Raw genomic sequence first — 24,433 nt, 5'->3', positions numbered from 1 at the left:
TGTGTCAGTCCTAGTTATAATTTTTCTATGCTATAACAATATCATGATTAATCAATAGTTTGTGTAGACTGTTTGTTGACAACGTTGACTACTAACTAATGAACTTGATTCTCTTGATACACTCAGCATGTTTCTTTCTAATGTATTGTTCACTATAACCTAAGTCATATGCAATCTCTTGTAATGTCATACCATCTACATATTTCTTTCTAAGTATCTTGTGTTCTATACCTTGGAAGCGGTCCAACAAACTTAATACTCTTTCCTTCTGTTCTTCTAACTTCTTTATCCTCTCATTCAATTCCTCTAACTCCTCCTCAATACGGCTGACCTGTTGTAAGCGAGAATGAAAGTCATGCTTCTTTCCTAAGTCTGCTCGTGCATAACTTATTGAGTGCCACCTCTCCATTTCTTCAATGCATATATCTTTTTTTATCTCTAATGCCTGCTGTTGCATATCCAAGTTCTGGTATAACTCTAGCCACTCGAACAATACATCTCACCACCTTTATTAAGAAGAAACTAATTACAGTTTCTTTACATCATATACATTAACTTGCTGATCATCATTATCGTTACTAATCAATAATGTATTTCCAATTACATCATCCACAATATATTGGTTATTACTAAATAAAACTTTATCTCCTGGTGAAATGTTCTCTATTCGATTAATACTATGCTTTTGATTAAATCCACCTGGATATCTATTAGATAATTTATTTAAATTATGACCTGCCACTTCATCAAGTGTTACGTCACACATACTAGCGAGTGAAGATAAGTACCAAAGAACATCACCGAGTTCTTTAACAATTTCGTCTTTGTTTAACTCATGGCCATGGAATATATGTTTCTTAATGTTGTCTGCAACTTCTCCTGATTCACCTGTTAAACCTAACGCATAATTAGTTAATGCTTCGCTTATGTTTTGTTCAACGTTATGAGTTCTTAACGCTATCTCTTGATATTTATTTAGTTCCATTATTATCACTCTCCATTTTCATCTGTAAGATAATAAATTTAAATGCTTGTTCTTCTGTAAACTTTGCATTTACTAATTCGTCAAATAGTACTTTCATTTGGCGAAAACCTAATCTATTCTCATCAGTTTGTACTTGTTTCTTAAAGTCTTCTAAAGTTAACTCAAACATCATATTTCTAACGTCTTTGTTTAGCATTTAGAATCCCCCTCAAATATTTCCTTGCCGTTCTTGTCTAATAGTCCTGTGGATTGTAGTAGTTCAATGTCTGAAAAGTATATGAAATCTCCATTATCTTCTTCATCAAATACTTCTTTAGTCCATACACCGTCTGCATCATAGTTAATTCCGTGAACATCTAACATTTCTTTATCAAATTTATCCCATGCTTTAAAATTCGGTATCATCTTCTCAACACTTCCTTTACCTTATCTAAAATATCAGGGTGACTTTCGCCACCCTTTGTTTTATTGGATTTCTTCGTTTGATAATTCTTCAACTTTCTCTTCTCCGCCATCAAATAGTGTTTCGTTTTCTGTTTGTTCATGTTCTTCTTCATTATCAACATCTTCAATTGTTAGTTGGTCTGGATTCTCTCCACTATCTTTAAAAAGTTCTTCTCTAATATAATTAACTCTTTCATACTGTAGATTCATGAATTCTGTTGGAACATTATCTCCAGAAATTTTATATTTTGAGCCTGCTTCACTTACAGTACAAGTAATCGTTGCTTCGTAAGCGAAAAACTCGATTGACCATGTTACATGTTTATCGGTAGCATTAAATTGTTTTCTTACTACTCCATCTTGTTCACTTTCACCAAATGTTTTTTTGATTAGTTCATCTGCAAATTGAATGTTTCTCATTATAATTCCTCCACTTTAACTTTTATTTTTGGTACTTCTGCGTATCTTTTAGCACAATGTAATTCAACGACTAATGCATCATCAGTCCATATCTTTTCATTTGCTGCATCCATAAATGTTTTCACCAAATTATCAATGTCTGGTTTATTCTTTTTGAATGCATGTATCATTCTTTTTATTAATGATTTAGACCATGACTTATTCATTGGAAATTCAAATAATAAAGTAAGCTTGATAGCATCATCGATGTTTAATTCTGGCATTTGTTCTTTTATAAATTGTTTGTGTTTCATGTAAGTAGTAGGCATGTAAGTTTGAATAAATTTACCTACATTCCTAAATCTCGGTCTAGGGGATGCCATTGGTTTATCTAGATGTTTTACGTCTTTTTTGAACAGTATTGTAAATGAATGAACCGTCATGATACTTCAATTACTTTCTGGTAATATAGCAACGCATGATCCTTATAAAATGCTAATTCATGTTGTATTCCTTCAATATCAATTTCTGATTGTTCTGTATGTCTTTCACTAAGCAGAGCTAATTTGTTTTGATATTCTTTGTTTGCCTCACGGTATTTCTTAGCTTCTGCTAAAATGTTATTAGATTCCTTAACTAATTCATCTAGCTGCTTTTTGTATGACACTTTGTCTTCGTTAATCTTCTGATAATCACGTGACAGCTTTTCATACTCATTTCTCAGTTCCGTCTTTTCTTCACTAATCACTTTAATTTCGTCTTCAAGTAAATTAATACGACCATGTAATTGATTCTTTTCAGAAGTTAGCTGATTTATTTTTTTATTAAGTGACTTATTTTCTTTCTCTAAAACCATTTTTCTAGCAATAGCAACCTTTGTTGTTGACTCATCATTTTGTTCATCATTTACTATCTTCTCTGGTTCTAAAGTTTTTGTAGTTAATTTAGTATTAGTTGTTTTATTTTCATTTCCTTTAACTTCCGACTCTTCTTTTAATTTTTTAAATGCTTTATGATTTTCTGATCTAAAACTATAAACTGCTCCAGGTGTTACACCAATTTCTTCAGCAACAGCTTTAACTGATTTTAATTCTTGTAGTAATTCAAATACTTCTCCTATAGTTTTACCTTTAAGTAGTACGCCCAAATTCTTCACTCCATTCCATTATTTCTTTTTCCATTTGTTTTTTTGTTTCTTCAAAAGCTTTACGTTCTTCCGTTGACATTCTTTCCTCTTCACTACTTCTCTTGTTTTTATAGCTGTTATCTGAAACCCATTGCGGCGTTTTTTCAATTGACTTTAATATATAAGGTTCATTGCTCTTATTTTTATAATTGGTCATCTTTTGCTTTTCATATGCGCGTACCTCATCCATTGATTTAAGATTAGACTTTAACCAATCCTTTAAAATAGCTTTAGCATATCCCCAATTAACTTTATTTCTATCTAGTGCTAACTTTAATGCTGCTATCACTATTTCATCTGAATCATTCTCAAAGCTTTCTAGATAGTAAGTGATATCTTGTGCAGTGTATTGATTAATAATTCCGAATCCTGATTCTTGATAAAAGTCGTAGACGTTCGACGTCTTCTTATTCTCCTTATTATCATTATTTTCATTATTCTCCTTATTATCATTATTGTTTGTTTTTTTCTGTGTCTTTTCTCTGTCTTTTCTCTGTTCTTTCTGTGTCTTTTCACTGTCTTTTCTGTGTCTTTTTTCTAAATCAACATTTTGATAGACGTCATAATTAACAATGGTTACAAGCGTTTTTTTAGTGTCTTTTTTTACAACTATCATTTTGTCTTGTTCTAACAGTCGTAAAAATGAATCTACTTTAGTTAGTGACCACTTCCATCTATCGCCTAGTTTTCTAAGTGAAGTGATTCGTTGACCTCTTTTTACGGTGACTAACTTACCATCCATAATTGTTTTATTATCTTTGTGATTAACCATTAGAAGTAAATCAATCCATGCTTCAAATTTAGAAAATTTTCTATCTTCCTCATATAACCAGTGATTTTCAATTGATCTATGCAAGCTAATCCAACCAGCCATAACTCCACACCTCACTTTCAAAACTGGTTAAATTAGAATGGCAAATCATCGTCGCTAATATCGATTGGGCCATTGGCATTTGAAAATGGATTACTACCACTTGGTTGATACGAACCTTGATTTGTTTTACTTCTTTGGCCACTTTGGGCATTACCTGATTGATTAGTATTGTTACTAGATTTTTCTTTATTCAAAAATAAAATTTGAGAATTTACTTTATTTACTTTCAATTGCATACCGTAATTAGTTGTTCCATCTTGACGTTCAAAGTTATTATTTTGCAACTCGCCTTCAACACCTATTAAATAACCTTTCTTTGCATAGTTATTTAAAAATTCAGCAGTTTTATCGAAGGCAATACAACTTATAAAGTCACTCTCATATTCATCTTGATTTTTTTTAAACTTTCTTTGAACAGCAATATCAAATGGTAAAATCGTTGTTCCATTTGCAGATACTCTTATCTCTAAATCTTTTGTAATTCGGCCAATAAACTTACAATCATTATTATCCATTTATAAACCTCCAATATAGACAGGCACACCACTTGCTTCTTGTACCTTCCGTTTGATTAGTTCTGCATCAGAATTAGTATTACTAAGATGTATTAGATGAATCTGTTGTAATTGAGATAGATCATTCACACTCAGTAGTTTTATTGCATATTCTAAGCTAAAATGTGAATCCATTATCCTGTTAGCCAATCCTTGGTGAATAATGCCTTTTTGAACATTCTCTTGCATTTTTTCGTAGATATAATTTACTTCTAACATCAAATGCGTTAAACCTTTAAAACTGTACTTACAAAATTTTGTATCTGTAAGATATAAGACTTTATATCCTTGTGTACTTTTTAGTAAAAATCCCACTGGTTCAGCTGCATCATGTTCTATTTCAAAAGGTAAAATTGACCATGTACCGATTCTTGTTTCCTGTTTAGCTTTTACTGAATACAGTCTGTGACTTTGAATATTTTTTACTTTCCTTGTTCCCCTGGTCATGTAACAATTAATTCCGTTCTTTAAATACTGGTCTGTGTATTTAGCATGATCACCATGTTCATGAGTGATGAGACAACCTGCTATATCTCTTGTTCTGTATTGAAGGGCTTTTTGCACCTTTTCATACTTCACACCCGCTTCTAATAAAAGCGTGGTTCTGCCATCTGAAATACGATAGCAGTTACCACTTGAACCAGTTGCTATAATATCAATTAAAATGGTTCTTCATCCTCTGTTGTTTGTTGTGCAGGTTCTTCTTTAATCTCTTCTACTTCTTCAAAATCAGTAACATCAGTTGTCTCTTTATGTGGTACTTCTTCGAATTCTAATAGTTCTTTATTCGCATTTGCTTCTTCTTCAGCATCTAAAATTTCTTTTCGTTGTCTATTGTCTCTATTTTTAATTTCACTTGATAAAAGACTACTGTCATCAGAACTATTTAATAGTTTCTTACATGCTCTATTAATTACAGTCTTTTTGGCCATTTCTTGGGGGAATCTTCTATGCGTTCCATCTTCCTTGAACTTGCCGTCATATACCATTTGAGATTGTTTCCATGCTTCTTCAATTTCTTCGAAGCTCATAATCTCTGTATAGTTTTTACTTTCATCCTCAAACACAACAGTTGCATATGCACCAATGATTTTTTTACTATCTCTGTTTCCGAATGATTGAGAATGTTCTAAATCGACGATTTTACCGTTCTTTGTTTTATATTTAACTTCATCACCTTCAAAGATAACTTCAGCATTTATTTCTTTAGCACCAGTAACTCGTCTTGTAACTGCCATCGTACCTAAGTAAGAACGTTGGAACTGAACTTTATCTCCGTACATAATAAAGTAACCTTGATTTTTAGCTGGATTTAGTCCTTGTACGACCATATCCATTAACGCGTTGGCAATACTGTTTGGATTAGCAAACTCAAGCGCCGGCTTATAACCATCTTTCTTAGAACCTTTTAAATCCTGAAGTGTTAACATTGCTGATTTCATTGCATTTTCAGGTGAATAGTTTTCAGGAAACTTTAGATCACCCTGTGTTTCTAAACTCTTAACTCTAGCTAGGACGTTGTCTCCCATTTTTTGATTTTTTACTAATACTTCGTTTTTATTTGTCATATATATAATCTCCTTTATTGTGTATAATTAAATTAATTTATTATGAAAGCGTGGTGATAAAATATGCGCGGTTATTATGAAAATGCTACAATCTGTTTAAACGGTCATGTTGCATCGAGTCAAGTTTCAAATTACATAAAATTTTGTAAAACATGTGGTGAATCTACAATTTCAAACTGCTTAAAATGTGAATTCCCAATTGAAGGTTCTTATCGTACTCGAGACATTATAGATTTCACTACGTATAACCCACCAAACTATTGTCATGAATGTGGAACAGCTTATCCTTGGACAGAAAAAATATTAAATAATATTATCGAATTAGTTTCGTTAGACGATGAGTTATCTCAAGAACACAGAACAATAATCAAAAACGCAATTCCTGATTTAATTATTGATTCACCTACAACACCTTTAGCTCAAGCAAAATATAAAAAATATATGTCTCAAGCTGCTGAATATGTGCAAGAAGGAGCTAGAAATTTACTAATTGATTTAGTAAGTGAAGCTGTTAAGAAATCATTATTTAATTAAATTTGTGTCTGCATCTCGTACAATAGTTAGCACTACCAATTACTCTTGATGAACAAATTGGACATGCTTTAGTATTTAGATAAAACTCAACTAATTTACTAACACTTCTAATCTCCTCCGCCAAGATGATGATTAGGAGTGTTAATTTTAATACTTTAAGTTTCATCTTAATTCCTCCACGTCTTTAATTAATTGAATATCTTCTTTGCTCACTTCATATAGACAATTCATTCTTGTTGCTACCAGATAAACATCAATTGAATTTGTTTCTATTTCAACCATTTCTTTAATATAGTCATTCTCGTTAAGTTCATATGTGGCTGATTGTTTTAATTTATATCGATAACCTGCAATAAATCCCTTATCAACACAATCAACTTTCTTTCTAACAACAACATATTGTTCGTTATCGTCATTAACTTCTGATATAAGAGGATAACTATTCGTCTTCTTCCAACGTTTATTTATTCGTACATAATCACCTAACTCATATTTCATTCGCTTTTCTCCATTCTTAATGTGTCGTCTTGTTTACTAACAACTAATCTAATTTGTTGTGATTTTGTTGGTAAGATATCTATTACTGATTCAGCATTATCGATAAAGATTGGTGCATTAATTTTGTAGTGATCACACAACGTATTAATGATGTCTAGTCCTGCATTAAGCTTTTTAGCACTATTTAATCCCCTGTGATACTCAATCCCATTCACAGTTGTTTCACACGTTTCTTTAACTTCTCCGTCAACTTGTGTATAGAATAATTTAAATGTCACATATTTAAACTTTTCATTGATGTTATCTGTTAACTTATTGATTTTTGTAATCGTGAATTTATTCAGTTTGTAAAGTTGGCCAGAATAAATTTCTTTGTCGTCTAATAACTCATCTTCTTTATTTCTTAATTCTTGAATACGCTTTTCTATATTTTTATTAGATGCAGCAATCGACTTCAATCTATCTAGATTTTCTTTTTCAGCGTTTAACTCATTTAACTGTGAATCTAATTCATCGAGTTGATCATCTACTTCTTCTTGAATATTCATACGTTTTTTATTGAGTTCCTCAATATCGCTTTGAACTTCTTGATATTCGCTTGATTGTGTAACATCTGTGATTTTTGATTTCAGGCTATCGATTTTCCTTTTGATTCTTTTAGACTTCTCTGTAGCTTCATCTATTAATTTTTGATGTTTATTATTTTCTTCGTCTAGTGCATCAATGATTGGTTTAATCTTTTTACCATCTGCCAATACTCTTTCCATAGACCCTGTAATAACCTCAAGTTGAAGTGACTTTTCTTTGTTAAACTTTTTGAGTGCATTTTCTCTTGCCTCATTCAATTTTTCTATTGGTAACTCTTGACCACAACATGAACAAACTTTTTCATCTACATATTCAAACTTGTGATTTTTGGCCATTTCTAAATCAGACTTTAATCTTTTATGCTCTGCTAAAAGTTCTTTTCTTCTACCTTCTTCATAATGAATCTGAGCTAGATTATTCTTCATTTTTGATTTGTAGTTCAAAATAGTACTTTCTTCGGCGTTAAACTCATTCATAAGTGAATGAATTCTTGATTCAGTATTAGATGAGTGATCTCTTTTGATTCTTTCTAATTCTGATTGTTTATCTTTAACTTGATTACGCAACTCAATTTCTGCACTTCCGTTCTGCAACTCGTATCTCTTATTAACAAGTGCTTGAATGTTGTCTTCAAGCTGTTTGTAATCAGATTCATTCAATCCATCTACTTCAACCAATGAATGTGATGCTTCATTAATACGTGTTGGTATATCTTTAATTTGTTGATTGATTTGTTTTATCTTATCTACAACTATCTTCTTCTTTGTTTCAATATCATAATCAGTAAGTAATTCTTTTAATCCCTCTAGTTCTGAATCGCTTGCAATGACATCATCATCTGTAATGTCATCTGCAATTTGAAATAATAGTTCCCTACGCTTTTTCCAATCAAGATTATTGAAAGCTGTAGGATTTGTAATAAGTTTAAAAACTTCTTCATCTACAATCTCAGCCACTCTATTTTTGTAATCTGTAACTTTTACCTTTTCATCATTCACATATTGGTACTTTGTTCTACTTCTGGTATATTCTTTACGATTTGTTTTTTGATTTGTAGAATATTTTGGGTGTGACTCTTTCTTAAGTGTTAGTAATCCACCATCAATCTCAAATTCAGCAATTACTATAGGGATTAGTTCATATAGTTCTTCTCCATTTTCATCTTCAGGTACAGGATTAAACGATTTAGTTGTCCCGTCTAATCCTTTATCAAATAGCAACCATTGTAACGCAGTAGCTGTTGTTGTTTTACCTGTACCGTTTTGGCCAAAAATATCTGCATCTTGGCCATTAAATTCAAAAGTTTGATTTTTAAAGCCTGCAAAATTCTCCATTACTAATTTGTTTAATTTTAATTGCATTGCTAAATATCCTCCTTCGTGATATTCTGTAAGTGTATTTTTAATTCACATTGCGCCTTCTCCAATTGCCGTTGGATTAGGCATTTTTTAATATCGTGCCTTAATTTTGAAATCATACGGTTTATTACTGCCCTTTAGTATTTCAACCATTAGTGCGTCTACTTCGCTTGTGTTGTCGTCAATCCAACTTAAAATTGTCTCATTCATTTCTTCAAAAAGACCTTCAGCTGTATCTTCAACATGTACTTCTGCAGCAAATACCAAATCATGATTAGTACTAAATACCTTTACTAAAATTAGGTCATCCCCTATAACTTCATAGCGATGTAAAAATTTAAATCCGTAATGGTATTCTGTTTTAGTTACTTGAGAACCTGTTTTAAAATATGACAATTACATTTCCTCCTGTTCTAAAAATATTTGATCAGCCATTTCAAATCCAGCTACCGTCAATAGCCAAAATAGAAACGAATGCTCAATAGGTGTTGTACTAAATGACGATATAATAAAGAACTCAACTACAATTGCTAGTGTTAATGCTGGGTATTTGATGATGTTCCATGCTACAGTCATTTCACTGCCTCCTCAAATATCTCTTTGAAGTTATCTTCTAAGAACTTTCGCATTTCAGAACCAATGAAACGATATTGATCATTACTGTTGATTGGATAATGCGCAAACTTCTCAATTTCTTTTTTAAATTTAGGTACTTTTAAAATGTTGTCTTTAACCCAATTTCTAGTGCGTCCCGTTTCATTCATTAAGTCCTCCATGCTCCACCATGTTTTTGTATACATTCCTCATCAACTCCTTAAATTTCAATTTGCGATGCTTTTAAATCTTTAATATGTTGAATTGCCATATCTACATCTTTACGTTTATTGTGATTAAACCTGATTAGTTAATGAGTGTTACAGTTCTCTTCTGACCTGCGTAGTCAATTTGGCTACGCAGCTTATCTTCTTCATCTACTTTCTTATTGATTGCTCCTCGATAATCTTCATATCCTAAAATCTGAGCGACATCGTTACCTACAAAATATGGTTCTTCGTTTACAACTACCGTCCTTACTTCATTTGAATTAAAATTGAAAATTTGTAATTCTTGCATATCGTGCATGCTCCTTTCTGCTATACTCCTTATTAGGAGGTGATACTTATGTTTGAGGGAATGCCATACGATCCAAAAGGATTTGCAGCAGCATATATACAAACCCTTCCTCATGCTAAAACGCCTGAGGATTTTGATACTGAAGATGAATTCTTTGAATATATGGATAATAGACGAAATTCATATTTCCATCAGTATCTAAAATCACTTGAATTTGCTAACAGTTTTGCGAAACACGAAGAAGAAATCGATGGATAATCATCTTCTTTAGTACTTAAATGATTTTCAATCCTACATACCTTCCATGTCACAACTGCCATTGTGATGAGGAGGGTTATTTTTTGTAATTCGTTCATTTAGGTTCCTCCTTTAAGTTGGTTGGTTTTGCTTTTCAATTGTTGGTAATATGCCATTTTCTTTCAGTAAGTTATATAAGAAAATACGACCTTTTTGCGTCCATTTTGTATGCAAACTAAAATCTTCTGTACCATCTTTTTTTACATATCTATGTGGTTCAGAATGCGTATAACCTTTATCGTGATACTTCGCATACAATAACCACTGCCCAGATTGTTTAAATTGAACTTTTAAATCATGCAATACTTTGTTTAAAGTTTGAGCTGACATACCATAATCTTTAGCTATAGCATTTACAGTGATAAGCTTTTTACTTTTGAGTATTTGGTCATAGTAGTCAGCTTTAGGTTTCAATTCGCCTACTTGTTGTTGAAGTAACATTCTCTGTTCTTTCTCTTTTTTAAATTCTTTTAATACTGTAATAATGTAATCTGGGTTTTGTATCGTTTGTTCAATCACACTGTCAGTAGCATATATCCCATGTTTTCTGATTGCTGGTAAAACTTCTTCAAAAACCCATTCTTCAAATTGCTCTGCTTGTGGTAGTTTAGATTTTGTAATTAATCTGTATAAGTTACCTTCGTCGATAAATTTTTTCTTTTGAGTACCTCCATTTGAAAGGACGGAACGAATTGTTACCCCCTTTTCTTTTGTGTGGTCTCTTATTGCTTTTCTTGGATTGGTATATCCTAATATTTCAGCAACTTTTATTGCAGGAAACCATTCTTTACCTTCGACGGTTAAAATTTCTAAATTCCCGAATTGTGAATTTTGAAATACTTGTAAATCTTGCATTGGTTAATCCTCCTTTTATCACAAAATGTGATATTAATATTTAAAAAAAATATCTTCAACACTTACATCAAAGGTACTTGCTAAAATTTCCATTTCATAATCATTGAAAGGATACTTACCTTGTTCTTTTTGCTCATATTGTCTACGTTGTAAACCTATTAAGCTTGCTACATATTCGGTAGTGAATTCTTCAGATAATCTAAGCTTACGTAACTTAGTTTTGGGCTTTAAGTACCTTTCTCTAAGTACTTTCTTTTTATCTGTCGCTGTCATTTGCTTAACACCTCCTTCGTTGATTGCAAATACAATATATCACGTATCGTGATGTTTTTCAATGCTTTATTATCACATTTTGTAATATTTATTATTGTTTCCTTATTATATATGTGCTATATTTATCTCAAGGAGTGATACTAAATGAGCAAAAACGTAATAGGAAAAAGGATAAAAGAACTAAGAAAACAAAAAAAATTAACTCAAACGGATTTAAGTAAATTAACTGGTTATAAACAAAATACTATTTCATCACATGAAAATGGAACTCGGGGATTAGATGAATTAGATATACTAAATTATTGCGAAGCTCTCGGTGTAACTCCGACAGATTTATTTCAAAAAGAACAACCTGTCGTAGAAACTATGCCAGTCAAGAAAATACCTGTCGTTTCAAAAATATCTGCTGGACTACCTTTATATTCAGAAGAAAATTTAATCGACTACATTTATTTTGCTACAGATAAAACGAATTCTAATAAAGAAAAATTTGCTTTAAAAGTAATTGGTGATAGTATGGATAAAATTTTTCAAGATGGTGATATTGTTGTGGTCGAAAAAGATTCCGTTGTAGAAAATGGACAATTGGGAGTCGTAATGGTGAATGGATACAATGCAACTGTTAAAAGAATTAGATATAACGGCGATCAAGTCATGCTAATACCCGAATCAAATAATCCCAATCATTACCCACAAGTGTATAATTCACAAGATGAAGTAAAAATTGTTGGTAAAGTGGTTGCTAGTCAAAGGATTTTTAAGTAGGGTTAACCATTCTAACAAATCTTAACTTATATAATTTTAAACAAAGGAGCAATGTAGAATGAAAGATTTTGTTTATTTAGATACTGATTCAATATCTAGTATCTCAGCACAATTATTTGAAGGTAATATATTAGAAATTATAGATGAGAAAGCTAAACAGACCGGTGATAATATCACTGATAATTATGGTAGCGACGATAAAAAAAGTAATTCTGTAAAGCTAGGTATCAGTAGTACTAATGTAAATGGATTAAATGAAAGTACCACACGCGAAGGTAAATCTATTGAATTTTTGAATAACGAAACATTTAAATTAGGTGTAAAAAAAGCTTATGATGATTTTCTTTATAATAAAGTTTATGATGAATTAAAACAAACAGGGGACATACACCAAATAAAAGATAGTAATCAATTTGATTTTGTTGAAATTGATGACAATTATAGCGTATTAGATATATATACATCATCTAAAATTTTTGATACTGATCTACTAAGACAAATGCCTTATGTTGACAATCGCTTTGAATTACCAAGTATCAAATCTTTAGAAGATAAATTCAAAAGTGCTAGTAAATACCTTGAAAATCCTGGATCAAATAAAAAACCACGTCATTTTCAAAATATCCATGAATTAGAACGATTTTATGAACACTTTAGCAATATGTCTTTATTAAAAACATTTAATGAAATGAGTAAACACTTAGCAACTGTCTTAGGGGATAAAATTATTTTAAATAAAGGGAACAGTATATTGATTGGAGAACGTGAAAATCTTCGTATACCTGGAGAAACATTATCCTTAGCTAATGAAGTACAACTAAAAGGTTTTGGTAGAAAGATAAGTAGAACAGCAGCACTTCATACAGTAACTGATTTTCAACACTCAGAATTTGATAAAGAAGAATTTCTTTCGAAAGGAACACAAGGTATGCTAATGATTTTTTTATCTTCAATATTAAACCTAAAAGAAAACGACACTTTCGAGATTATTCAACCTATTGGATTAGAATTCTCGAAAGTGCCTAGATAGTTCTTTTTCTACATGTTTTTGAACATCTGATTTTTTTGTATATCCTTGTTCATGTTCTCTAATTTTTTTCTGTGTTTCAATGTATCTTTCATGATGTGATTTTGACATATCAGTACGTTGTCTATTAATTTGTTTAATTCTATTTTTAACGACATTAAACATCAAATCACCCCTATTTTTTTAATGATTATAACATATTTTTTAATTTTACCCTACCAGCACGCTGATTATTTTTAGCAATAGGTGTGTGGTATTAAAACTATATTATTAGATATTGATGAATAAATAACACACCTCACACCTCGTGAGGTTTTCTTATAAGGAGTGATATATATGTCTATAAAAAAATACTGTAGTGGTAATTGGGGATATTATTTCGGTCATGAAGGAAAACGATATAGAAAACAGGGCTTTGCAACAAAACGCGAAGCAGTCGAAGCAGAAACTAAAGCAAAAAATGATTTAATAGACGGTTTTCAATTCGATAACAATATAACTTTATACGATTATTTCAAACAATGGTCAGAAACTTATAAAGAACCAAATGTTAGCGAAAGAACTTATGTTTCTTACACAACAATTATGAACCACTTAAAAAACCATTCTATAGGTAATACACCTTTAAAAGACATCACTAAATTGATGTACCAAAAATTTATAAATGAATTTGCTAAAACACATACAGACGAATCAGTTAGAAAATTAAACGGAAAGATAAGAAGTTCAATAGATGATGCTATATATGAAGGTATACTCAAAAAGAATTTCACTTATAAAATTAAGTATGTCGGCAAAAATGAATCACAGCAAGAGGAAGATAAATATATTACATTGAAACAATATTCTGATCTAAAGAAAGAGTTGAAAACAAAATACACTGACTCATCATTAGTATTATTCATTATGGTCGTTACAGGTTGTAGAATATCTGGCGCTATTAATTTGAAGTATGAATACTTAGATAGATTTAAAAGAACTATTTATATTAATGAACAGAAAACAACAACATCACCTAGAACTGTTGAAGTATCAAAACAAGACATGGACCATATTTATAAAGTATTAGAACAAAGACCAGTTGCAATGGACGGATATGTATTTAGTAATGGTATTAGTACCAATGCAGTAAACAAAGCTTTAAAAGGATACTGTGACCTATTAGGTATCAAACAAATAACTACTCATGCAATTAGACATACACATTGTTCATATCTATTATCAAAGAATGTTTCGATACATTATATTTCGAAAAGATTAGGTCATAAAAATATAAAAGTGACATTAGAAGTATACTCACATTTACTTGAAGAAAGTTTTGAAGAAGAGAATAAAAAAGCAATAAAAGCTTTATCAATTTTATAATCTCGTTGGCGTTACGTTGGCGTAAAAGTTCAAATACCACATATAACAGGGTACAACCATATATAAAGAAACCCCGTCATATCAAGGTTTTTGAACACCAGATACAACGGGATATTGGTAATTTACGTCCTGGGAGGGATTCGAACCCCCGACCGACGGCTTAGAAGGCCGTTGCTCTATCCAGCTGAGCTACCAGGACATTTTCAACACAAGAATAATTATATCGAATAGATACTGATTTATCAATACTTTTTAAAAAGAAAAAGGTTTATTAAATCGCTTTCGAAGTATTATTACACGTTTAATTATTTTGTTTTACTTTTATTCTGTGATAACAATGTCATTAACTTTAACTGTATTGGCTTTTTCGGCTTTACACAAAGATTTATCTTCAAATATTTCTATAACACTCGCATGTACAAGTCCGTTTGCTGTTAATACATATATGTTTTCGTTCTTATGTAAGTCGTTATATTCGTTTTTATTTATACAAAACTCATCATCATTAATAACTGATGTAACGTGTGTTCTGCCCATTTCTACCCCTCCTATGTATGATAACTTATTAGTTTTTACATAAAATTAACGACATTCATAATTATAAAACAATTTTTGTTTAATTGAAAGTTTATTCTAATTTTTTAATAAAATTGAGATATTCGTAAGAATATCTCAATAAATAAAATCTATTTGCCATTTTTGTTTTGCAAAATATATATTTAAATTGCTAATGATAATTTTTCTACTTCTTCATTATTTCTATTTAAATATGTTAAAGTTGCATTATTTAATGCTTCATCGAATTCAATGATTGCATATGTTTCCTCCCATTGACCTCTTGTTTGAGAGATGCTTCCTGGGTTGATACAATAAACGCCATCTATTGTCTCACATAATGCAACATGACTATGTCCATAAAATGCAAATTTAGCATGATTATTTTTTGCATGAGCACTTAATACTTCTCTAGATCCTTTAATATCATATCTATGACCATGTGTATAGAAATAACCAATACCTTCTATTTCACCTTGTTCTTCTATTGGAAATTGTGGATCAAAATCACAATTTCCTTTAACTCTTTGATACAAACTTAGTTCTGTATCATCGTAGTCAAATTCAGAATCACCTAAATGTAAAAATAAATCTGAGTCTTTATTTTTTTCGTATATTTCATGAAGTATACCTTGTTCGCCATGATTATCGCTAACAATTACCCATTTCATTGGAATCGCTCCCCTATATCTTCATTCATTAATTTAATTGCATTTCCACGGTGACTAATTGCACTTTTTTCTGCAGCAGTTAATTCTGCCATCGTTCTGTCTTGTGAAGGTACGAAGAAAATCGGGTCATAGCCAAATCCGTTTTCGCCTCGTGGTTCATCTATTATTTCACCAGGTGCTTTACCTACATATGTAACAGTTTCTTTTCCAGGCTCACTTACAGCAATTGCACAAACAAATTCTGCTGCTCTATCTTCTATACCCTTTAAGTTTGTTAATAATTTTTCTATATTATCTTGATCATTTTTTTGTGTACCTGCATATCTTGCTGAATAAATACCTGGCTCACCATTTAAAGCTTTTACAGATAGTCCACTATCATCTGCAATAACGATTTTATTTAATTGTTTTGAAGCCGCTTCTGCTTTCAAAATCGCATTCTCTTCGAATGTTGTACCTGTTTCTTCTACATCAAAATCTGGTGCAATTTCAGAAATACCTATAACATTTGCTTTTGGAAAAATTGTTTTAAAGTCATTTATCTTTCCTTGATTGTTTGATGCAATAATAATATCTTTCATATTTATCTCTCCTTACAATGTTATTCGTTCAACTTGAGCATCTTCTATATGTAGCCATTCTTTTATCGTTCTCGTGATATGTTCAACATCACCATTTGCAAAAAATTGATGTTTCGGATTTGGTGTATAATATGAATGCTCATTACTAAAAGTCAATAATGCACTTACTTCTCTTGCTGTTTCTAAACCTGAAGATATGATTGTCTTGCCATCATCAAAATATTGATGAATCGCATCGTATAATAATGGATAATGTGTACATCCTAATATAACTGTATCAGAATCATCATATCGCCACTGTTTAAGAGTTTGATGGATAACAATACTCGTAATCGTCGGATCTTTATATCTCATTTGTTCAACTAAAGGAACGAATCCTGGACAAGCGACTCCTTTAACTTCTACTTGAGGATTAATAGATTTAATACTTCGTCTATATGCTTCAGATTTAATTGTTCCCTCTGTACCAAGAACAAGCACTCGATTATTTTTAGTTGTCATAATTGCTGTTCTTGAACCTGGATCAATAACACCAATCACGGGTATTGATAACATTTCTTGCAAAGGTTTCAAAGCAACCGCAGTAGCTGTGTTACATGCGATAACTAACATTTTAATATCTTTTTCAACTAAAAAGTTAGCTAATTGAATTGTAAATGATTTAACTTCTTCTCTTGTTCTCGGGCCATATGGACACCTTCCAATATCACCTAAATAAAATATCGTCTCATTTGGCAATTGTCGCATGATTTCTTTAGCAACTGTTAAACCACCAATCCCTGAGTCAATTACACCAATTGGTTTATTCATTCATCTTCACTTCGCATTCTTTTTAACATAATTTCTAAAGCTTCATTAAATTTTATTTTATCTTTATCTTCCATAATAGAAAGAAGATCTTCAGTATAAATTTGTCTCGCTTGAACAACTTCGTCAATAAGTGCCATGCCTTTTTCTAATAACTTGACGTGGAATACTCTTTTATCTTTTTCAGATTGAATTCGTTGAACGAGTTCTTTTTTCTCGAGTTTATCTACGATATCTGTAGTAGTAGAATACGCTAAAAATAAACGTTTAGATAATTCACCAATTGTAATTTGATCATGCTCATTGAGCCATTGTAAAGCTATAAATTGAGGTGGTGTGATATCATAAACCTTTAATTGTCCTCTTGATTTTAATTTCGTTCTTTCTACTATATGTCTTAACGAATATTCAATCTGTTTTGTAATTTCTTCCATAGTTGTTTGTACCTCTTTTCTCATCAAACTTATATTAATAATAATAACACATACGCTTATATGCAGTTAATGAATTGGCCTTTAAGTTTTATAAATAAACAAATAAGAGGCTAGGACATAAAATTATGTCCCAGCCTCTTTCATATCTTTATTAGTTTACTTCGTGATCTGAACCGAAGAATGATTTAAACATTTGGAAAGTAGCTTCTCTGTTCATTGCTGCGATTGATGTTGTTAAAGGAATACCTTTCGGACAAGCATTTACACAGTTTTGAGAACTACCACATTCTTGTATACCACCATCAGACATCAGTGCTTTAATACGTTCATCTTTAGTCATGCTTCCAGTTGGATGCAAGTTGAATAAACGAACTTGAGAAATTGCTTGAGCACCCATGAAATTATTATTCACGTTTACGTTCGGACAAACTTCTAAACACACACCACATGTCATACATTTAGAAAGTTCATATGCTGTTTGACGTTTCTTCTCAGGCATACGTGGCCCTGGTCCTAAGTCATAAGTACCATCAATTGGTACCCATGCTTTAACTTTTTTCAAGTTATCGAACATACGAGAACGGTCAACTTGTAAATCACGAATAACTGGGAAGGTCTTCATTGGTTCAAGTTTAATTGGTTGTTCCAATTGATCAATAATAGCTGAACATGATTGACGCGCTTTACCGTTAATAACCATAGAACATGCACCACAAACTTCTTCAAGACAGTTCATATCCCAAGTTACTGGTGTCGTCTTCTCACCATTTGACTTAATCGGATTTCTTTGGATTTCCATTAAAGCTGCAATAACGTTCATATTTGGTCTATATGGAATTTCAAATTTTTCTTCATAAGGTTGAGATTTATCATTTTCTTGACGTTTGATAATGATAGAAATCGTTTTGTTTTCTTGGTTTTGACCTTGTGCATTGTTTTCAACTGTTTGAGTGTCTGCCATAATTATTTACCTCCTTTAGATTTCTTAGAGTAATCACGTTTACGAGGTTTAATGTGACTAATATCCACTTCTTCATATGAAAAATCTGGTGCTTCTTTAGGTCCTCTATATTGAGCAATCGTTGTTTTTAACCACTCTTCATCATTACGGTCTGGAAATTCTGGTTTGTAATGCGCACCACGTGATTCGTTACGATTATAAGCACCAATCGTAATAACTCTTGCTAGTACTAACATATTCCATAATTGACGCGTAAAGAATACAGCTTGGTTACTCCAAGTAGATGTATCTTCCATATCAATATTTTGATATCTTTCCATCAACTCAACAATTTTCTTATCTGTTTCTAGAAGTTTATCATTATGACGAACAACTGTAACATTGGCAGTCATAATTTCTCCTAATTCTTTGTGTAACTTATATGCATTTTCTGTACCTTTAAGTTGTAATAAATGATCGAATTTTTCTTGTTCTTCATTTATGCGTTTTTGGAAAATTTCTTCATCTATTTCTGTATATGATCTTTCGATATCTTTAACATATTTAACCGCATTTGGTCCTGCAACCATACCACCATAAATAGCTGATAATAATGAGTTTGCACCTAATCTATTACCACCGTGTTGTGAATAGTCACATTCACCAGCAGCGAATAAACCTTTAATATTCGTCATTTGATCAAAGTCTACCCAGATACCGCCCATTGAATAATGAACTGCTGGGAAAATTTTCATTGGGACTTTACGAGGGTCGTCACCAGTGAATTTTTCATATATTTCTATTATACCACCAAGCTTAACATCTAACTCATGTGCATCTTTATGTGATAAATCAAGGTAAACCATGTTTTCACCGTTGATACCAAGTTTTTGGTTCACACAAACATCGAATATTTCACGAGTCGCAATATCACGAGGTACTAAGTTACCATAATCAGGATATTTTTCTTCTAAGAAATACCAAGGTTTACCGTCTTTATACGTCCAAATACGTCCACCTTCACCACGAGCTGATTCACTCATTAATCTTAATTTATCATCACCAGGAATTGCAGTTGGATGAATTTGAATAAACTCACCATTTGCATATTTAGCACCTTGTTGATAAACAACTGAGGCTGCTGAACCTGTATTAATCATTGAGTTTGTAGATTTACCAAATATGATACCTGGTCCACCTGTTGCCATAATAACAGCATCTGAACCAAATGATTCGATTTTAGAGTCAGTTAAGTTTTGAGCGACAATACCGCGTGCGGCATCTTCCTCATCTTTAACTATCCCTAAAAATTCCCAACCTTCATATTTCGTAACTAAACCTTTTACTTCGAAACTTCTAACTTGTTCGTCTAATGCATACAATAATTGTTGTCCAGTTGTTGCACCTGCGAATGCAGTTCTATGATACAAAGTACCACCGAATCGACGGAAATCTAAAAGACCTTCTGGTGTACGGTTAAACATAACACCCATTCTGTCTAATAAATGTATGATACTAGGTGCTGCTGCAGTCATATTTTTTACAGGTGTTTGGTTAGCGAGGAAATCTCCACCATACACTGTGTCATCGAAGTGAATGTCAACAGAGTCACCTTCACCTTTAGTATTGACAGCTCCATTAATACCACCTTGAGCACAAACAGAGTGTGAACGTTTAACAGGAACTAATGAGAATAAATCAACTTGTGCACCTTGTTCAGCAGCTTTAATAGTTGCCATTAGTCCAGCTAAACCACCACCGACAACAATGATTTTGTTGTTTGCCATAAAAATTGTCACTCCCCTAAAAAGTATAAATCCTATACGAATGCAAAAATAGCTCTTAAGCCAATGATACTAATTACGATAAATACAAATAAAGTCACATAAGTCATAATACGTTGTGATTTTGGTGATTGTGTAATTCCCCAAGTGATGAAGAATGACCATAAACCATTTGAGAAATGGAATATAACACTTAATACACCAATAACATAAAGCGTTACAGAAATTGGATTAGATAAAATATCTGAAACCATATCAAAGTCAACGTGATGTCCTAATGCAGCTTGAATACGTGTTTGATATACATGAACAGCTATGAAAATAAATGATATGATACCAGTTATACGTTGTAATAAGAACATCCAGTTTCTAAATAGTGAATGTCTTCCTACGTTTTCTTTAGCTGTAAACGCTATGTATAATCCATAAATAGCGTGGAATAGTATAGGAATATAAATAACTACAACTTCTAATACAATTTTAAATGGTAAGTTCCACATAAAATCTGATGCTTTATTAAAAGCCTCTGGACTTATCGTTGCAAAATGGTTAATAACCAAATGCTGAATTAAGAATATTCCTATAGGAATTACACCTAATAATGAATGAATACGACGTAAAATAAACTGTTTTTCGCTTGACGCCAAAAGAAGTCCCCCCTAACTTTAATCTATGGCCCTATCGTTATATTAAGAACATAATAATCTGAAAACGATTACATACATCCCAAAAAAAATTCGATGAGCATTTACATGTATATTGTAACATCATTAAGTATGAATTTGGGCATGAGAATTATTCTCACACCCAAATATATAGATTTTTTGTTGTAATTTTACCATTTATTTACTAAGCTTATCTACTAGGTTTTGAGCAACCTTTTTAGGAACACCAATTTTCACAAAATCCTCTAAATGTGCTTCTCGCATTTTTTTAATTGAACCGAAATGTTTTAATAAGGTTTGTTTACGTTTTGGTCCAATACCTTCTATTTCATCTAAAGCTGACTTAAGTGTTGTTTTTTGTCGTGTTGATCTATGGAAACTAATTGCAAATCGGTGTACTTCATCTTGAATTCGTTGAAGTAAATAGAATTCTTGTGAATTTTTCTTTAGTGGTATAATTTCAGCTTGTAATCCATACAATAATTCTGAGGTTTGGTGTTTATCATTTTTACTTAGCCCTGCAATGGGTATATCAAGTCCTAGTTCATTTTCTAATACATCTCTAACTGAAGACATATGACCTTTACCACCATCGACAATAATCAAATCAGGTATTGGTAGACCTTCTTTTAATACTCTTGTGTATCTTCTTCGAACTGCTTCTTGCATAGACTTGTAATCATCTGGCCCTTTAACGGATTTAATTTTATATTTACGATAGTCTTTTTTACTTGGTTTACCATCCACAAAAGCAATCATAACAGAGACTGGATCCACACCTTGAATATTAGAATTATCAAATGCTTCAATTCTAATCGGTGTTTGAATACCCATTGCCTCACCTAAGTTCTCGATAGCTTTGACAGTTCTAGATTCATCTTTCGCAATTAATTCGAATTTATTTTTAAGTGAGATGCTCGCATTTTTTATAGCAAGATCCACCATTTCTTTCTTCTGACCTCTTTTAGGCTGAATCACTCTTGAATCAACAACTGATTCAACTGTTTTTATGTCTAAATTCTTCGGGATATGAATTTCTTTTGGTGTTAAATGTTGGTTTAAAGAATAGAATTGACCGATAAATGTATAGAATTCTTCTTCTGCTGTTTGAATAATGGGTATCATAGATGCTTGTCTTTCAATTAGTTTGCCTTGTCTAATAAAGAATACTTGAATACACATCCACCCTTTATCTACAGAATAGCCAAATATATCTCTCATCGTCATGTCCGCTGACATCATATTTTGTTTATAATTTAACATTTCAATATGTTGTATTAAATCACGGTATTCTTTTGCTTCCTCAAACTTCAATGCTTCACTCGCTTGATTCATCTTCTCGTTCAAATCATTGACAATCGTTTTGTCATCGCCATTTAGAAAATCAGTAATTTCTTTAATCATTGTTTGATACTGACTTTGTTCGACTGGATATACACATGGTCCTAAACATTGTCCAATATGATAATACAGGCATACTTTATTTGGCATTGTGACACATTTTCTTAATGGATAAATTCTATCTAGTAATTTTTTCGTTTCATGTGCAGCATAAGCATTTGGGTATGGTCCGAAGTATTTACCCGAATCTTTTTTTACAGTTCTCGTCACGATAAGTCTAGGGTGTTTTTCTTTTGTAATTTTTATAAATGGATAACTTTTGTCATCTTTTAATAATATATTGTAGCGTGGCTGATGTTTTTTGATTAAGTTAAGTTCAAGTAATAAAGATTCTATTTCACTTGAAGTCACGATAAATTCAAAATCTCTAATCTCACCTACGAGCCGAGTTGTCTTTTCATCATGTGCACCTGTGAAATAGCTGCGAACTCTGTTTCTTAATCGTTTAGCTTTTCCAACATATATAACCGTTTGTTGTCTATCTTTCATGATGTAACATCCAGGCTCCGTTGGTAATACATCAAGTTTTTGCTTAATTTTCTTTTGGTAGTCTTCCACCTTTATCACCTACCTTTTTAAATTCATTATATCAATAAAATTTACATTGACCAAAACATACGTTCTATATAAATATCTATCATCACACAAAAACTGCCTACAAAGTCATATGCTTTGTAGACAGTTTGGATTAATCATAGGTTATAACGATTAATAATGTTTAGATAATACTTGTTCTAGTTGTTCTTTAGGTTGGAAACCTACTACTTTATCTACAGCTTCGCCATCTTTAAATACGATTAAAGTTGGGATACTCATAACTTCGTATTTAGCTGCTGTTGCTTGGTTTTCATCTACGTCTAATTTAACGATGTTAGCTTTACCTTCAACGTCTTTAGCTAAATCTTCTAATACTGGCGCGATCATTTTACAAGGTCCACACCATGGTGCCCAGAAGTCCACTAAACTAACGCCTTCTTTGATTTGTTCATCGAAATTTGCATCTGTTGCTTTTAATAATGCCATTGGAAAAATCCTCCTTGTTAACTTATGATAATGAGAGTATAGCACGCTTTATTTTGCAATGCATGTTGTTTGCTCAAAGTGTATTGTACTTGATATGAACTATATTAGCAATCACTTAAATTCAGGTTTTCTTTTGTTCATAAATGCATCAATACCTTCTTTTGCATTGTCACTTTCAATAATATCAACGAAATGCCTTTCTTCAATTTGATCACTTTCTAATGATAAATCTAAATTAGACATTTGCTTGATGACTTTAATAGAGTCTAAAGATTTAGAAGCGATAGTATTAGCTAATTTTTCAGTAGCCTGTTCTAGTGCTTCTTTATCTTCTACTATTTCATTAAATAAATGTTTAACTTCATCTAAATTGATATTCTCACCTGTTAACGCAGCTTGTAATGCTTTATGTTGACCTACCATAGCTGATAATCGTCTAACACCACCAAAGCCTGGGAATATACCTAAGTTAATTTCAGGTAAACCTACTTTCGTATCTTTCGTAATTAGTCTCATATCACATGCTAAAGCAAGTTCAAAGCCACCACCTAAACAAACACCATGAATTGAACTAATAACTGGCTTATGACATGTCTTAATCAATCTAAATAATTTAGCACTTGTAGAAGCTAAATCTAATCTTTCATGTTTAGTTAGTTCTGGGAATGATTTAATATCTGCACCTGCAGAGAAACATTTTTCATTACCCTTTATAACGATGACTTTCACATCTTCATCGAATCCTTCTGTTTCAATTGCTTCAATAATGCTATTTAATACTGCCTCATTTAAAGCATTTACCGGGCCATGATTTAATTGTATATAAAGAACGTGGTTTTCAACATTTGTATTTATCAAGAAAATTCCTCCTTATAAAAATATTAAGTAT

The 24,433-nt window shown here is 31.7% G+C and carries 36 protein-coding genes and 1 tRNA gene; 5 read left to right on the top strand and 32 right to left on the bottom strand.

From position 1 onward, the window contains the following. Positions 1-91: 91 nt before the first annotated feature. The 11 genes from CD035_RS14095 to CD035_RS04110 all read right to left on the bottom strand — a co-directional run bounded on the left by CD035_RS14095 (position 92) and on the right by CD035_RS04110 (position 6,010). Positions 92-301 carry a sigma factor-like helix-turn-helix DNA-binding protein gene (locus tag CD035_RS14095; RefSeq protein WP_229412506.1) on the bottom strand — a complete coding sequence of 70 codons (210 nt, stop codon included), beginning with the start codon at positions 299-301 and terminating at the stop codon, positions 92-94. 225 nt (positions 302-526) lie between these two features. After that, positions 527-985, bottom strand: a complete 459-nt coding sequence (locus CD035_RS04155; RefSeq protein WP_070373048.1) for a nucleoside triphosphate pyrophosphohydrolase family protein — start codon at positions 983-985, stop codon at positions 527-529. Further along, complete coding sequence (locus tag CD035_RS04150) at positions 972-1,181, bottom strand: hypothetical protein (RefSeq protein WP_048542359.1); 210 nt, start codon at positions 1,179-1,181, stop codon at positions 972-974. The genes CD035_RS04155 and CD035_RS04150 overlap by 14 nt, the downstream gene beginning before the upstream one ends. Next, entirely contained in the window at positions 1,175-1,390 is a 216-nt protein-coding gene (locus CD035_RS04145) for a YopX family protein (RefSeq protein ID WP_053076879.1), read from the bottom strand. Before CD035_RS04145 ends, CD035_RS04150 begins: the two co-directional genes overlap by 7 nt. A gap of 60 nt (positions 1,391-1,450) precedes the next feature. Then, positions 1,451-1,849 carry a hypothetical protein gene (locus tag CD035_RS04140; protein WP_048542357.1) on the bottom strand — a complete coding sequence of 133 codons (399 nt, stop codon included), beginning with the start codon at positions 1,847-1,849 and terminating at the stop codon, positions 1,451-1,453. Continuing rightward, positions 1,849-2,271, bottom strand: a complete 423-nt coding sequence (locus CD035_RS04135; protein ID WP_048542355.1) for a RusA family crossover junction endodeoxyribonuclease — start codon at positions 2,269-2,271, stop codon at positions 1,849-1,851. The genes CD035_RS04140 and CD035_RS04135 overlap by 1 nt, the downstream gene beginning before the upstream one ends. Continuing rightward, positions 2,268-2,975: a hypothetical protein gene (locus tag CD035_RS04130; RefSeq protein WP_048542353.1), complete on the bottom strand. Its 708-nt coding sequence runs from the start codon at positions 2,973-2,975 to the stop codon at positions 2,268-2,270. The genes CD035_RS04135 and CD035_RS04130 overlap by 4 nt, the downstream gene beginning before the upstream one ends. Further along, positions 2,959-3,888: a DnaD domain-containing protein gene (locus CD035_RS04125; protein WP_048542352.1), complete on the bottom strand. Its 930-nt coding sequence runs from the start codon at positions 3,886-3,888 to the stop codon at positions 2,959-2,961. The genes CD035_RS04130 and CD035_RS04125 overlap by 17 nt, the downstream gene beginning before the upstream one ends. A gap of 32 nt (positions 3,889-3,920) precedes the next feature. After that, positions 3,921-4,403: a single-stranded DNA-binding protein gene (gene ssb / locus CD035_RS04120; protein ID WP_048542350.1), complete on the bottom strand. Its 483-nt coding sequence runs from the start codon at positions 4,401-4,403 to the stop codon at positions 3,921-3,923. After that, complete coding sequence (locus tag CD035_RS04115) at positions 4,404-5,021, bottom strand: MBL fold metallo-hydrolase (protein ID WP_229412505.1); 618 nt, start codon at positions 5,019-5,021, stop codon at positions 4,404-4,406. An 80-nt stretch (positions 5,022-5,101) separates the two neighbouring features. Then, on the bottom strand, positions 5,102-6,010 hold the full coding sequence (locus CD035_RS04110) for a recombinase RecT (RefSeq protein WP_048542348.1): 909 nt from the start codon (positions 6,008-6,010) through the stop codon (positions 5,102-5,104). Between the two features lie 63 nt (positions 6,011-6,073). On the opposite strand from CD035_RS04110, the gene CD035_RS04105 reads away from it, so the two are divergent. Beyond that, positions 6,074-6,544, top strand: a complete 471-nt coding sequence (locus CD035_RS04105) for a DUF2321 domain-containing protein (protein WP_048542347.1) — start codon at positions 6,074-6,076, stop codon at positions 6,542-6,544. Between the two features lie 162 nt (positions 6,545-6,706). Here the strand turns inward: CD035_RS04105 and CD035_RS04100 are convergent, their stop codons facing one another. From CD035_RS04100 to CD035_RS04075, 6 genes are all read right to left on the bottom strand, one after another. Continuing rightward, the gene (locus CD035_RS04100) at positions 6,707-7,042 is read right to left on the bottom strand and encodes a hypothetical protein (RefSeq protein WP_048542345.1); all 336 of its coding nucleotides are present in this window, start codon (positions 7,040-7,042) and stop codon (positions 6,707-6,709) included. Continuing rightward, on the bottom strand, positions 7,039-8,991 hold the full coding sequence (locus tag CD035_RS04095; protein WP_048542343.1) for an AAA family ATPase: 1,953 nt from the start codon (positions 8,989-8,991) through the stop codon (positions 7,039-7,041). Before CD035_RS04095 ends, CD035_RS04100 begins: the two co-directional genes overlap by 4 nt. Before the next feature lie 87 nt (positions 8,992-9,078). Then, positions 9,079-9,384, bottom strand: a complete 306-nt coding sequence (locus tag CD035_RS04090; protein ID WP_048542342.1) for a DUF1108 family protein — start codon at positions 9,382-9,384, stop codon at positions 9,079-9,081. Next, positions 9,385-9,564, bottom strand: a complete 180-nt coding sequence (locus CD035_RS04085; protein ID WP_048542340.1) for a hypothetical protein — start codon at positions 9,562-9,564, stop codon at positions 9,385-9,387. Continuing rightward, a complete protein-coding gene (locus CD035_RS04080; protein WP_048542338.1) occupies positions 9,561-9,788 on the bottom strand; it encodes a DUF771 domain-containing protein in 228 nt (75 codons plus the stop codon). The genes CD035_RS04085 and CD035_RS04080 overlap by 4 nt, the downstream gene beginning before the upstream one ends. A 100-nt stretch (positions 9,789-9,888) precedes the next feature. Continuing rightward, positions 9,889-10,110, bottom strand: coding sequence for a BRO-N domain-containing protein (locus CD035_RS04075; protein WP_229412503.1), 222 nt, complete (start codon positions 10,108-10,110; stop codon positions 9,889-9,891). A 39-nt stretch (positions 10,111-10,149) separates the two neighbouring features. Here CD035_RS04075 and CD035_RS04070 point away from each other — a divergent pair, with 39 nt between their 5' ends. Then, positions 10,150-10,359 (top strand): hypothetical protein, encoded by a 210-nt coding sequence (locus tag CD035_RS04070; protein ID WP_048542334.1) that lies wholly within the window; start codon positions 10,150-10,152, stop codon positions 10,357-10,359. Between the two features lie 111 nt (positions 10,360-10,470). Here the strand turns inward: CD035_RS04070 and CD035_RS04065 are convergent, their stop codons facing one another. Then, the gene (locus tag CD035_RS04065) at positions 10,471-11,253 is read right to left on the bottom strand and encodes a phage antirepressor (protein WP_048542332.1); all 783 of its coding nucleotides are present in this window, start codon (positions 11,251-11,253) and stop codon (positions 10,471-10,473) included. Between the two features lie 33 nt (positions 11,254-11,286). Continuing rightward, complete coding sequence (locus CD035_RS04060; RefSeq protein ID WP_048542330.1) at positions 11,287-11,526, bottom strand: helix-turn-helix transcriptional regulator; 240 nt, start codon at positions 11,524-11,526, stop codon at positions 11,287-11,289. Between the two features lie 144 nt (positions 11,527-11,670). Here CD035_RS04060 and CD035_RS04055 point away from each other — a divergent pair, with 144 nt between their 5' ends. Then, entirely contained in the window at positions 11,671-12,291 is a 621-nt protein-coding gene (locus CD035_RS04055) for a LexA family protein (RefSeq protein WP_048542328.1), read from the top strand. Positions 12,292-12,349: 58 nt separating this feature from the next. Then, the gene (locus tag CD035_RS04050) at positions 12,350-13,321 is read left to right on the top strand and encodes a DUF6414 family protein (protein WP_048542327.1); all 972 of its coding nucleotides are present in this window, start codon (positions 12,350-12,352) and stop codon (positions 13,319-13,321) included. On the opposite strand, the gene CD035_RS04045 is transcribed toward CD035_RS04050, so the two are convergent. Further along, positions 13,295-13,483, bottom strand: coding sequence for a hypothetical protein (locus tag CD035_RS04045; RefSeq protein ID WP_048542325.1), 189 nt, complete (start codon positions 13,481-13,483; stop codon positions 13,295-13,297). The genes CD035_RS04050 and CD035_RS04045 overlap by 27 nt on opposite strands. Positions 13,484-13,654: 171 nt before the next feature. Here CD035_RS04045 and CD035_RS04040 point away from each other — a divergent pair, with 171 nt between their 5' ends. Further along, on the top strand, positions 13,655-14,683 hold the full coding sequence (locus tag CD035_RS04040) for a tyrosine-type recombinase/integrase (RefSeq protein WP_048542323.1): 1,029 nt from the start codon (positions 13,655-13,657) through the stop codon (positions 14,681-14,683). A 125-nt stretch (positions 14,684-14,808) separates the two neighbouring features. Here CD035_RS04040 and CD035_RS04035 read toward each other — a convergent pair. The 12 genes from CD035_RS04035 to CD035_RS03980 all read right to left on the bottom strand — a co-directional run bounded on the left by CD035_RS04035 (position 14,809) and on the right by CD035_RS03980 (position 24,402). Next, positions 14,809-14,882 (bottom strand) — tRNA-Arg (locus CD035_RS04035). Positions 14,883-15,004: 122 nt separating this feature from the next. Continuing rightward, positions 15,005-15,220: a hypothetical protein gene (locus tag CD035_RS04030; protein ID WP_037587508.1), complete on the bottom strand. Its 216-nt coding sequence runs from the start codon at positions 15,218-15,220 to the stop codon at positions 15,005-15,007. Between the two features lie 182 nt (positions 15,221-15,402). Then, positions 15,403-15,909 (bottom strand): metallophosphoesterase family protein, encoded by a 507-nt coding sequence (locus tag CD035_RS04025; RefSeq protein WP_048542321.1) that lies wholly within the window; start codon positions 15,907-15,909, stop codon positions 15,403-15,405. Then, positions 15,906-16,490 (bottom strand): XTP/dITP diphosphatase, encoded by a 585-nt coding sequence (locus tag CD035_RS04020; protein WP_048542319.1) that lies wholly within the window; start codon positions 16,488-16,490, stop codon positions 15,906-15,908. Before CD035_RS04020 ends, CD035_RS04025 begins: the two co-directional genes overlap by 4 nt. Before the next feature lie 12 nt (positions 16,491-16,502). After that, entirely contained in the window at positions 16,503-17,300 is a 798-nt protein-coding gene (gene racE, locus CD035_RS04015) for a glutamate racemase (protein WP_048542317.1), read from the bottom strand. Further along, complete coding sequence (locus CD035_RS04010) at positions 17,297-17,731, bottom strand: MarR family winged helix-turn-helix transcriptional regulator (protein WP_048542315.1); 435 nt, start codon at positions 17,729-17,731, stop codon at positions 17,297-17,299. Before CD035_RS04010 ends, racE begins: the two co-directional genes overlap by 4 nt. Before the next feature lie 151 nt (positions 17,732-17,882). Beyond that, entirely contained in the window at positions 17,883-18,692 is an 810-nt protein-coding gene (sdhB, locus tag CD035_RS04005; RefSeq protein WP_037587502.1) for a succinate dehydrogenase iron-sulfur subunit, read from the bottom strand. Between the two features lie 2 nt (positions 18,693-18,694). Next, complete coding sequence (gene sdhA / locus CD035_RS04000) at positions 18,695-20,458, bottom strand: succinate dehydrogenase flavoprotein subunit (RefSeq protein ID WP_048542313.1); 1,764 nt, start codon at positions 20,456-20,458, stop codon at positions 18,695-18,697. 32 nt (positions 20,459-20,490) lie between these two features. Next, positions 20,491-21,102 carry a succinate dehydrogenase cytochrome b558 subunit gene (locus CD035_RS03995; RefSeq protein ID WP_048542311.1) on the bottom strand — a complete coding sequence of 204 codons (612 nt, stop codon included), beginning with the start codon at positions 21,100-21,102 and terminating at the stop codon, positions 20,491-20,493. Positions 21,103-21,297: 195 nt separating this feature from the next. Continuing rightward, positions 21,298-23,079, bottom strand: a complete 1,782-nt coding sequence (uvrC, locus tag CD035_RS03990; RefSeq protein ID WP_048542309.1) for an excinuclease ABC subunit UvrC — start codon at positions 23,077-23,079, stop codon at positions 21,298-21,300. A gap of 150 nt (positions 23,080-23,229) precedes the next feature. Then, positions 23,230-23,544, bottom strand: coding sequence for a thioredoxin (gene trxA / locus CD035_RS03985; protein WP_025904628.1), 315 nt, complete (start codon positions 23,542-23,544; stop codon positions 23,230-23,232). Positions 23,545-23,655: 111 nt separating this feature from the next. Then, positions 23,656-24,402 carry an enoyl-CoA hydratase/isomerase family protein gene (locus CD035_RS03980; RefSeq protein WP_048542307.1) on the bottom strand — a complete coding sequence of 249 codons (747 nt, stop codon included), beginning with the start codon at positions 24,400-24,402 and terminating at the stop codon, positions 23,656-23,658. Between the last annotated feature and the right edge of the window lie 31 nt (positions 24,403-24,433).

The organism is Mammaliicoccus sciuri (genome assembly GCF_002901825.1).
Taxonomy (GTDB): Bacteria; Bacillota; Bacilli; order Staphylococcales; family Staphylococcaceae; genus Mammaliicoccus; species Mammaliicoccus sciuri.
Note: the sequence above shows the minus strand (reverse complement) of the source record. Positions and strands in the feature narration are given on the sequence as shown.

What these genes read in the sequence shown, in the direction of transcription:
- CD035_RS04155 (WP_070373048.1), bottom strand. Translation starts at nt 985, where the DNA reads ATGGAACTAAATAAATATCAAGAGATAGCGTTAAGAACTCATAACGTT.
- CD035_RS04150 (WP_048542359.1), bottom strand. Translation starts at nt 1,181, where the DNA reads ATGCTAAACAAAGACGTTAGAAATATGATGTTTGAGTTAACTTTAGAA.
- CD035_RS04145 (WP_053076879.1), bottom strand. Translation starts at nt 1,390, where the DNA reads ATGATACCGAATTTTAAAGCATGGGATAAATTTGATAAAGAAATGTTA.
- CD035_RS04140 (WP_048542357.1), bottom strand. Translation starts at nt 1,849, where the DNA reads ATGAGAAACATTCAATTTGCAGATGAACTAATCAAAAAAACATTTGGT.
- CD035_RS04135 (WP_048542355.1), bottom strand. Translation starts at nt 2,271, where the DNA reads ATGACGGTTCATTCATTTACAATACTGTTCAAAAAAGACGTAAAACAT.
- CD035_RS04125 (WP_048542352.1), bottom strand. Translation starts at nt 3,888, where the DNA reads ATGGCTGGTTGGATTAGCTTGCATAGATCAATTGAAAATCACTGGTTA.
- ssb (WP_048542350.1), bottom strand. Translation starts at nt 4,403, where the DNA reads ATGGATAATAATGATTGTAAGTTTATTGGCCGAATTACAAAAGATTTA.
- CD035_RS04110 (WP_048542348.1), bottom strand. Translation starts at nt 6,010, where the DNA reads ATGACAAATAAAAACGAAGTATTAGTAAAAAATCAAAAAATGGGAGAC.
- CD035_RS04105 (WP_048542347.1), top strand. Translation starts at nt 6,074, where the DNA reads ATGCGCGGTTATTATGAAAATGCTACAATCTGTTTAAACGGTCATGTT.
- CD035_RS04100 (WP_048542345.1), bottom strand. Translation starts at nt 7,042, where the DNA reads ATGAAATATGAGTTAGGTGATTATGTACGAATAAATAAACGTTGGAAG.
- CD035_RS04095 (WP_048542343.1), bottom strand. Translation starts at nt 8,991, where the DNA reads ATGCAATTAAAATTAAACAAATTAGTAATGGAGAATTTTGCAGGCTTT.
- CD035_RS04085 (WP_048542340.1), bottom strand. Translation starts at nt 9,564, where the DNA reads ATGACTGTAGCATGGAACATCATCAAATACCCAGCATTAACACTAGCA.
- CD035_RS04080 (WP_048542338.1), bottom strand. Translation starts at nt 9,788, where the DNA reads ATGTATACAAAAACATGGTGGAGCATGGAGGACTTAATGAATGAAACG.
- CD035_RS04075 (WP_229412503.1), bottom strand. Translation starts at nt 10,110, where the DNA reads ATGCACGATATGCAAGAATTACAAATTTTCAATTTTAATTCAAATGAA.
- CD035_RS04070 (WP_048542334.1), top strand. Translation starts at nt 10,150, where the DNA reads ATGTTTGAGGGAATGCCATACGATCCAAAAGGATTTGCAGCAGCATAT.
- CD035_RS04065 (WP_048542332.1), bottom strand. Translation starts at nt 11,253, where the DNA reads ATGCAAGATTTACAAGTATTTCAAAATTCACAATTCGGGAATTTAGAA.
- CD035_RS04060 (WP_048542330.1), bottom strand. Translation starts at nt 11,526, where the DNA reads ATGACAGCGACAGATAAAAAGAAAGTACTTAGAGAAAGGTACTTAAAG.
- CD035_RS04055 (WP_048542328.1), top strand. Translation starts at nt 11,671, where the DNA reads ATGAGCAAAAACGTAATAGGAAAAAGGATAAAAGAACTAAGAAAACAA.
- CD035_RS04050 (WP_048542327.1), top strand. Translation starts at nt 12,350, where the DNA reads ATGAAAGATTTTGTTTATTTAGATACTGATTCAATATCTAGTATCTCA.
- CD035_RS04045 (WP_048542325.1), bottom strand. Translation starts at nt 13,483, where the DNA reads ATGTTTAATGTCGTTAAAAATAGAATTAAACAAATTAATAGACAACGT.
- CD035_RS04040 (WP_048542323.1), top strand. Translation starts at nt 13,655, where the DNA reads ATGTCTATAAAAAAATACTGTAGTGGTAATTGGGGATATTATTTCGGT.
- CD035_RS04030 (WP_037587508.1), bottom strand. Translation starts at nt 15,220, where the DNA reads ATGGGCAGAACACACGTTACATCAGTTATTAATGATGATGAGTTTTGT.
- CD035_RS04025 (WP_048542321.1), bottom strand. Translation starts at nt 15,909, where the DNA reads ATGAAATGGGTAATTGTTAGCGATAATCATGGCGAACAAGGTATACTT.
- CD035_RS04020 (WP_048542319.1), bottom strand. Translation starts at nt 16,490, where the DNA reads ATGAAAGATATTATTATTGCATCAAACAATCAAGGAAAGATAAATGAC.
- racE (WP_048542317.1), bottom strand. Translation starts at nt 17,300, where the DNA reads ATGAATAAACCAATTGGTGTAATTGACTCAGGGATTGGTGGTTTAACA.
- CD035_RS04010 (WP_048542315.1), bottom strand. Translation starts at nt 17,731, where the DNA reads ATGGAAGAAATTACAAAACAGATTGAATATTCGTTAAGACATATAGTA.
- sdhB (WP_037587502.1), bottom strand. Translation starts at nt 18,692, where the DNA reads ATGGCAGACACTCAAACAGTTGAAAACAATGCACAAGGTCAAAACCAA.
- sdhA (WP_048542313.1), bottom strand. Translation starts at nt 20,458, where the DNA reads ATGGCAAACAACAAAATCATTGTTGTCGGTGGTGGTTTAGCTGGACTA.
- trxA (WP_025904628.1), bottom strand. Translation starts at nt 23,544, where the DNA reads ATGGCATTATTAAAAGCAACAGATGCAAATTTCGATGAACAAATCAAA.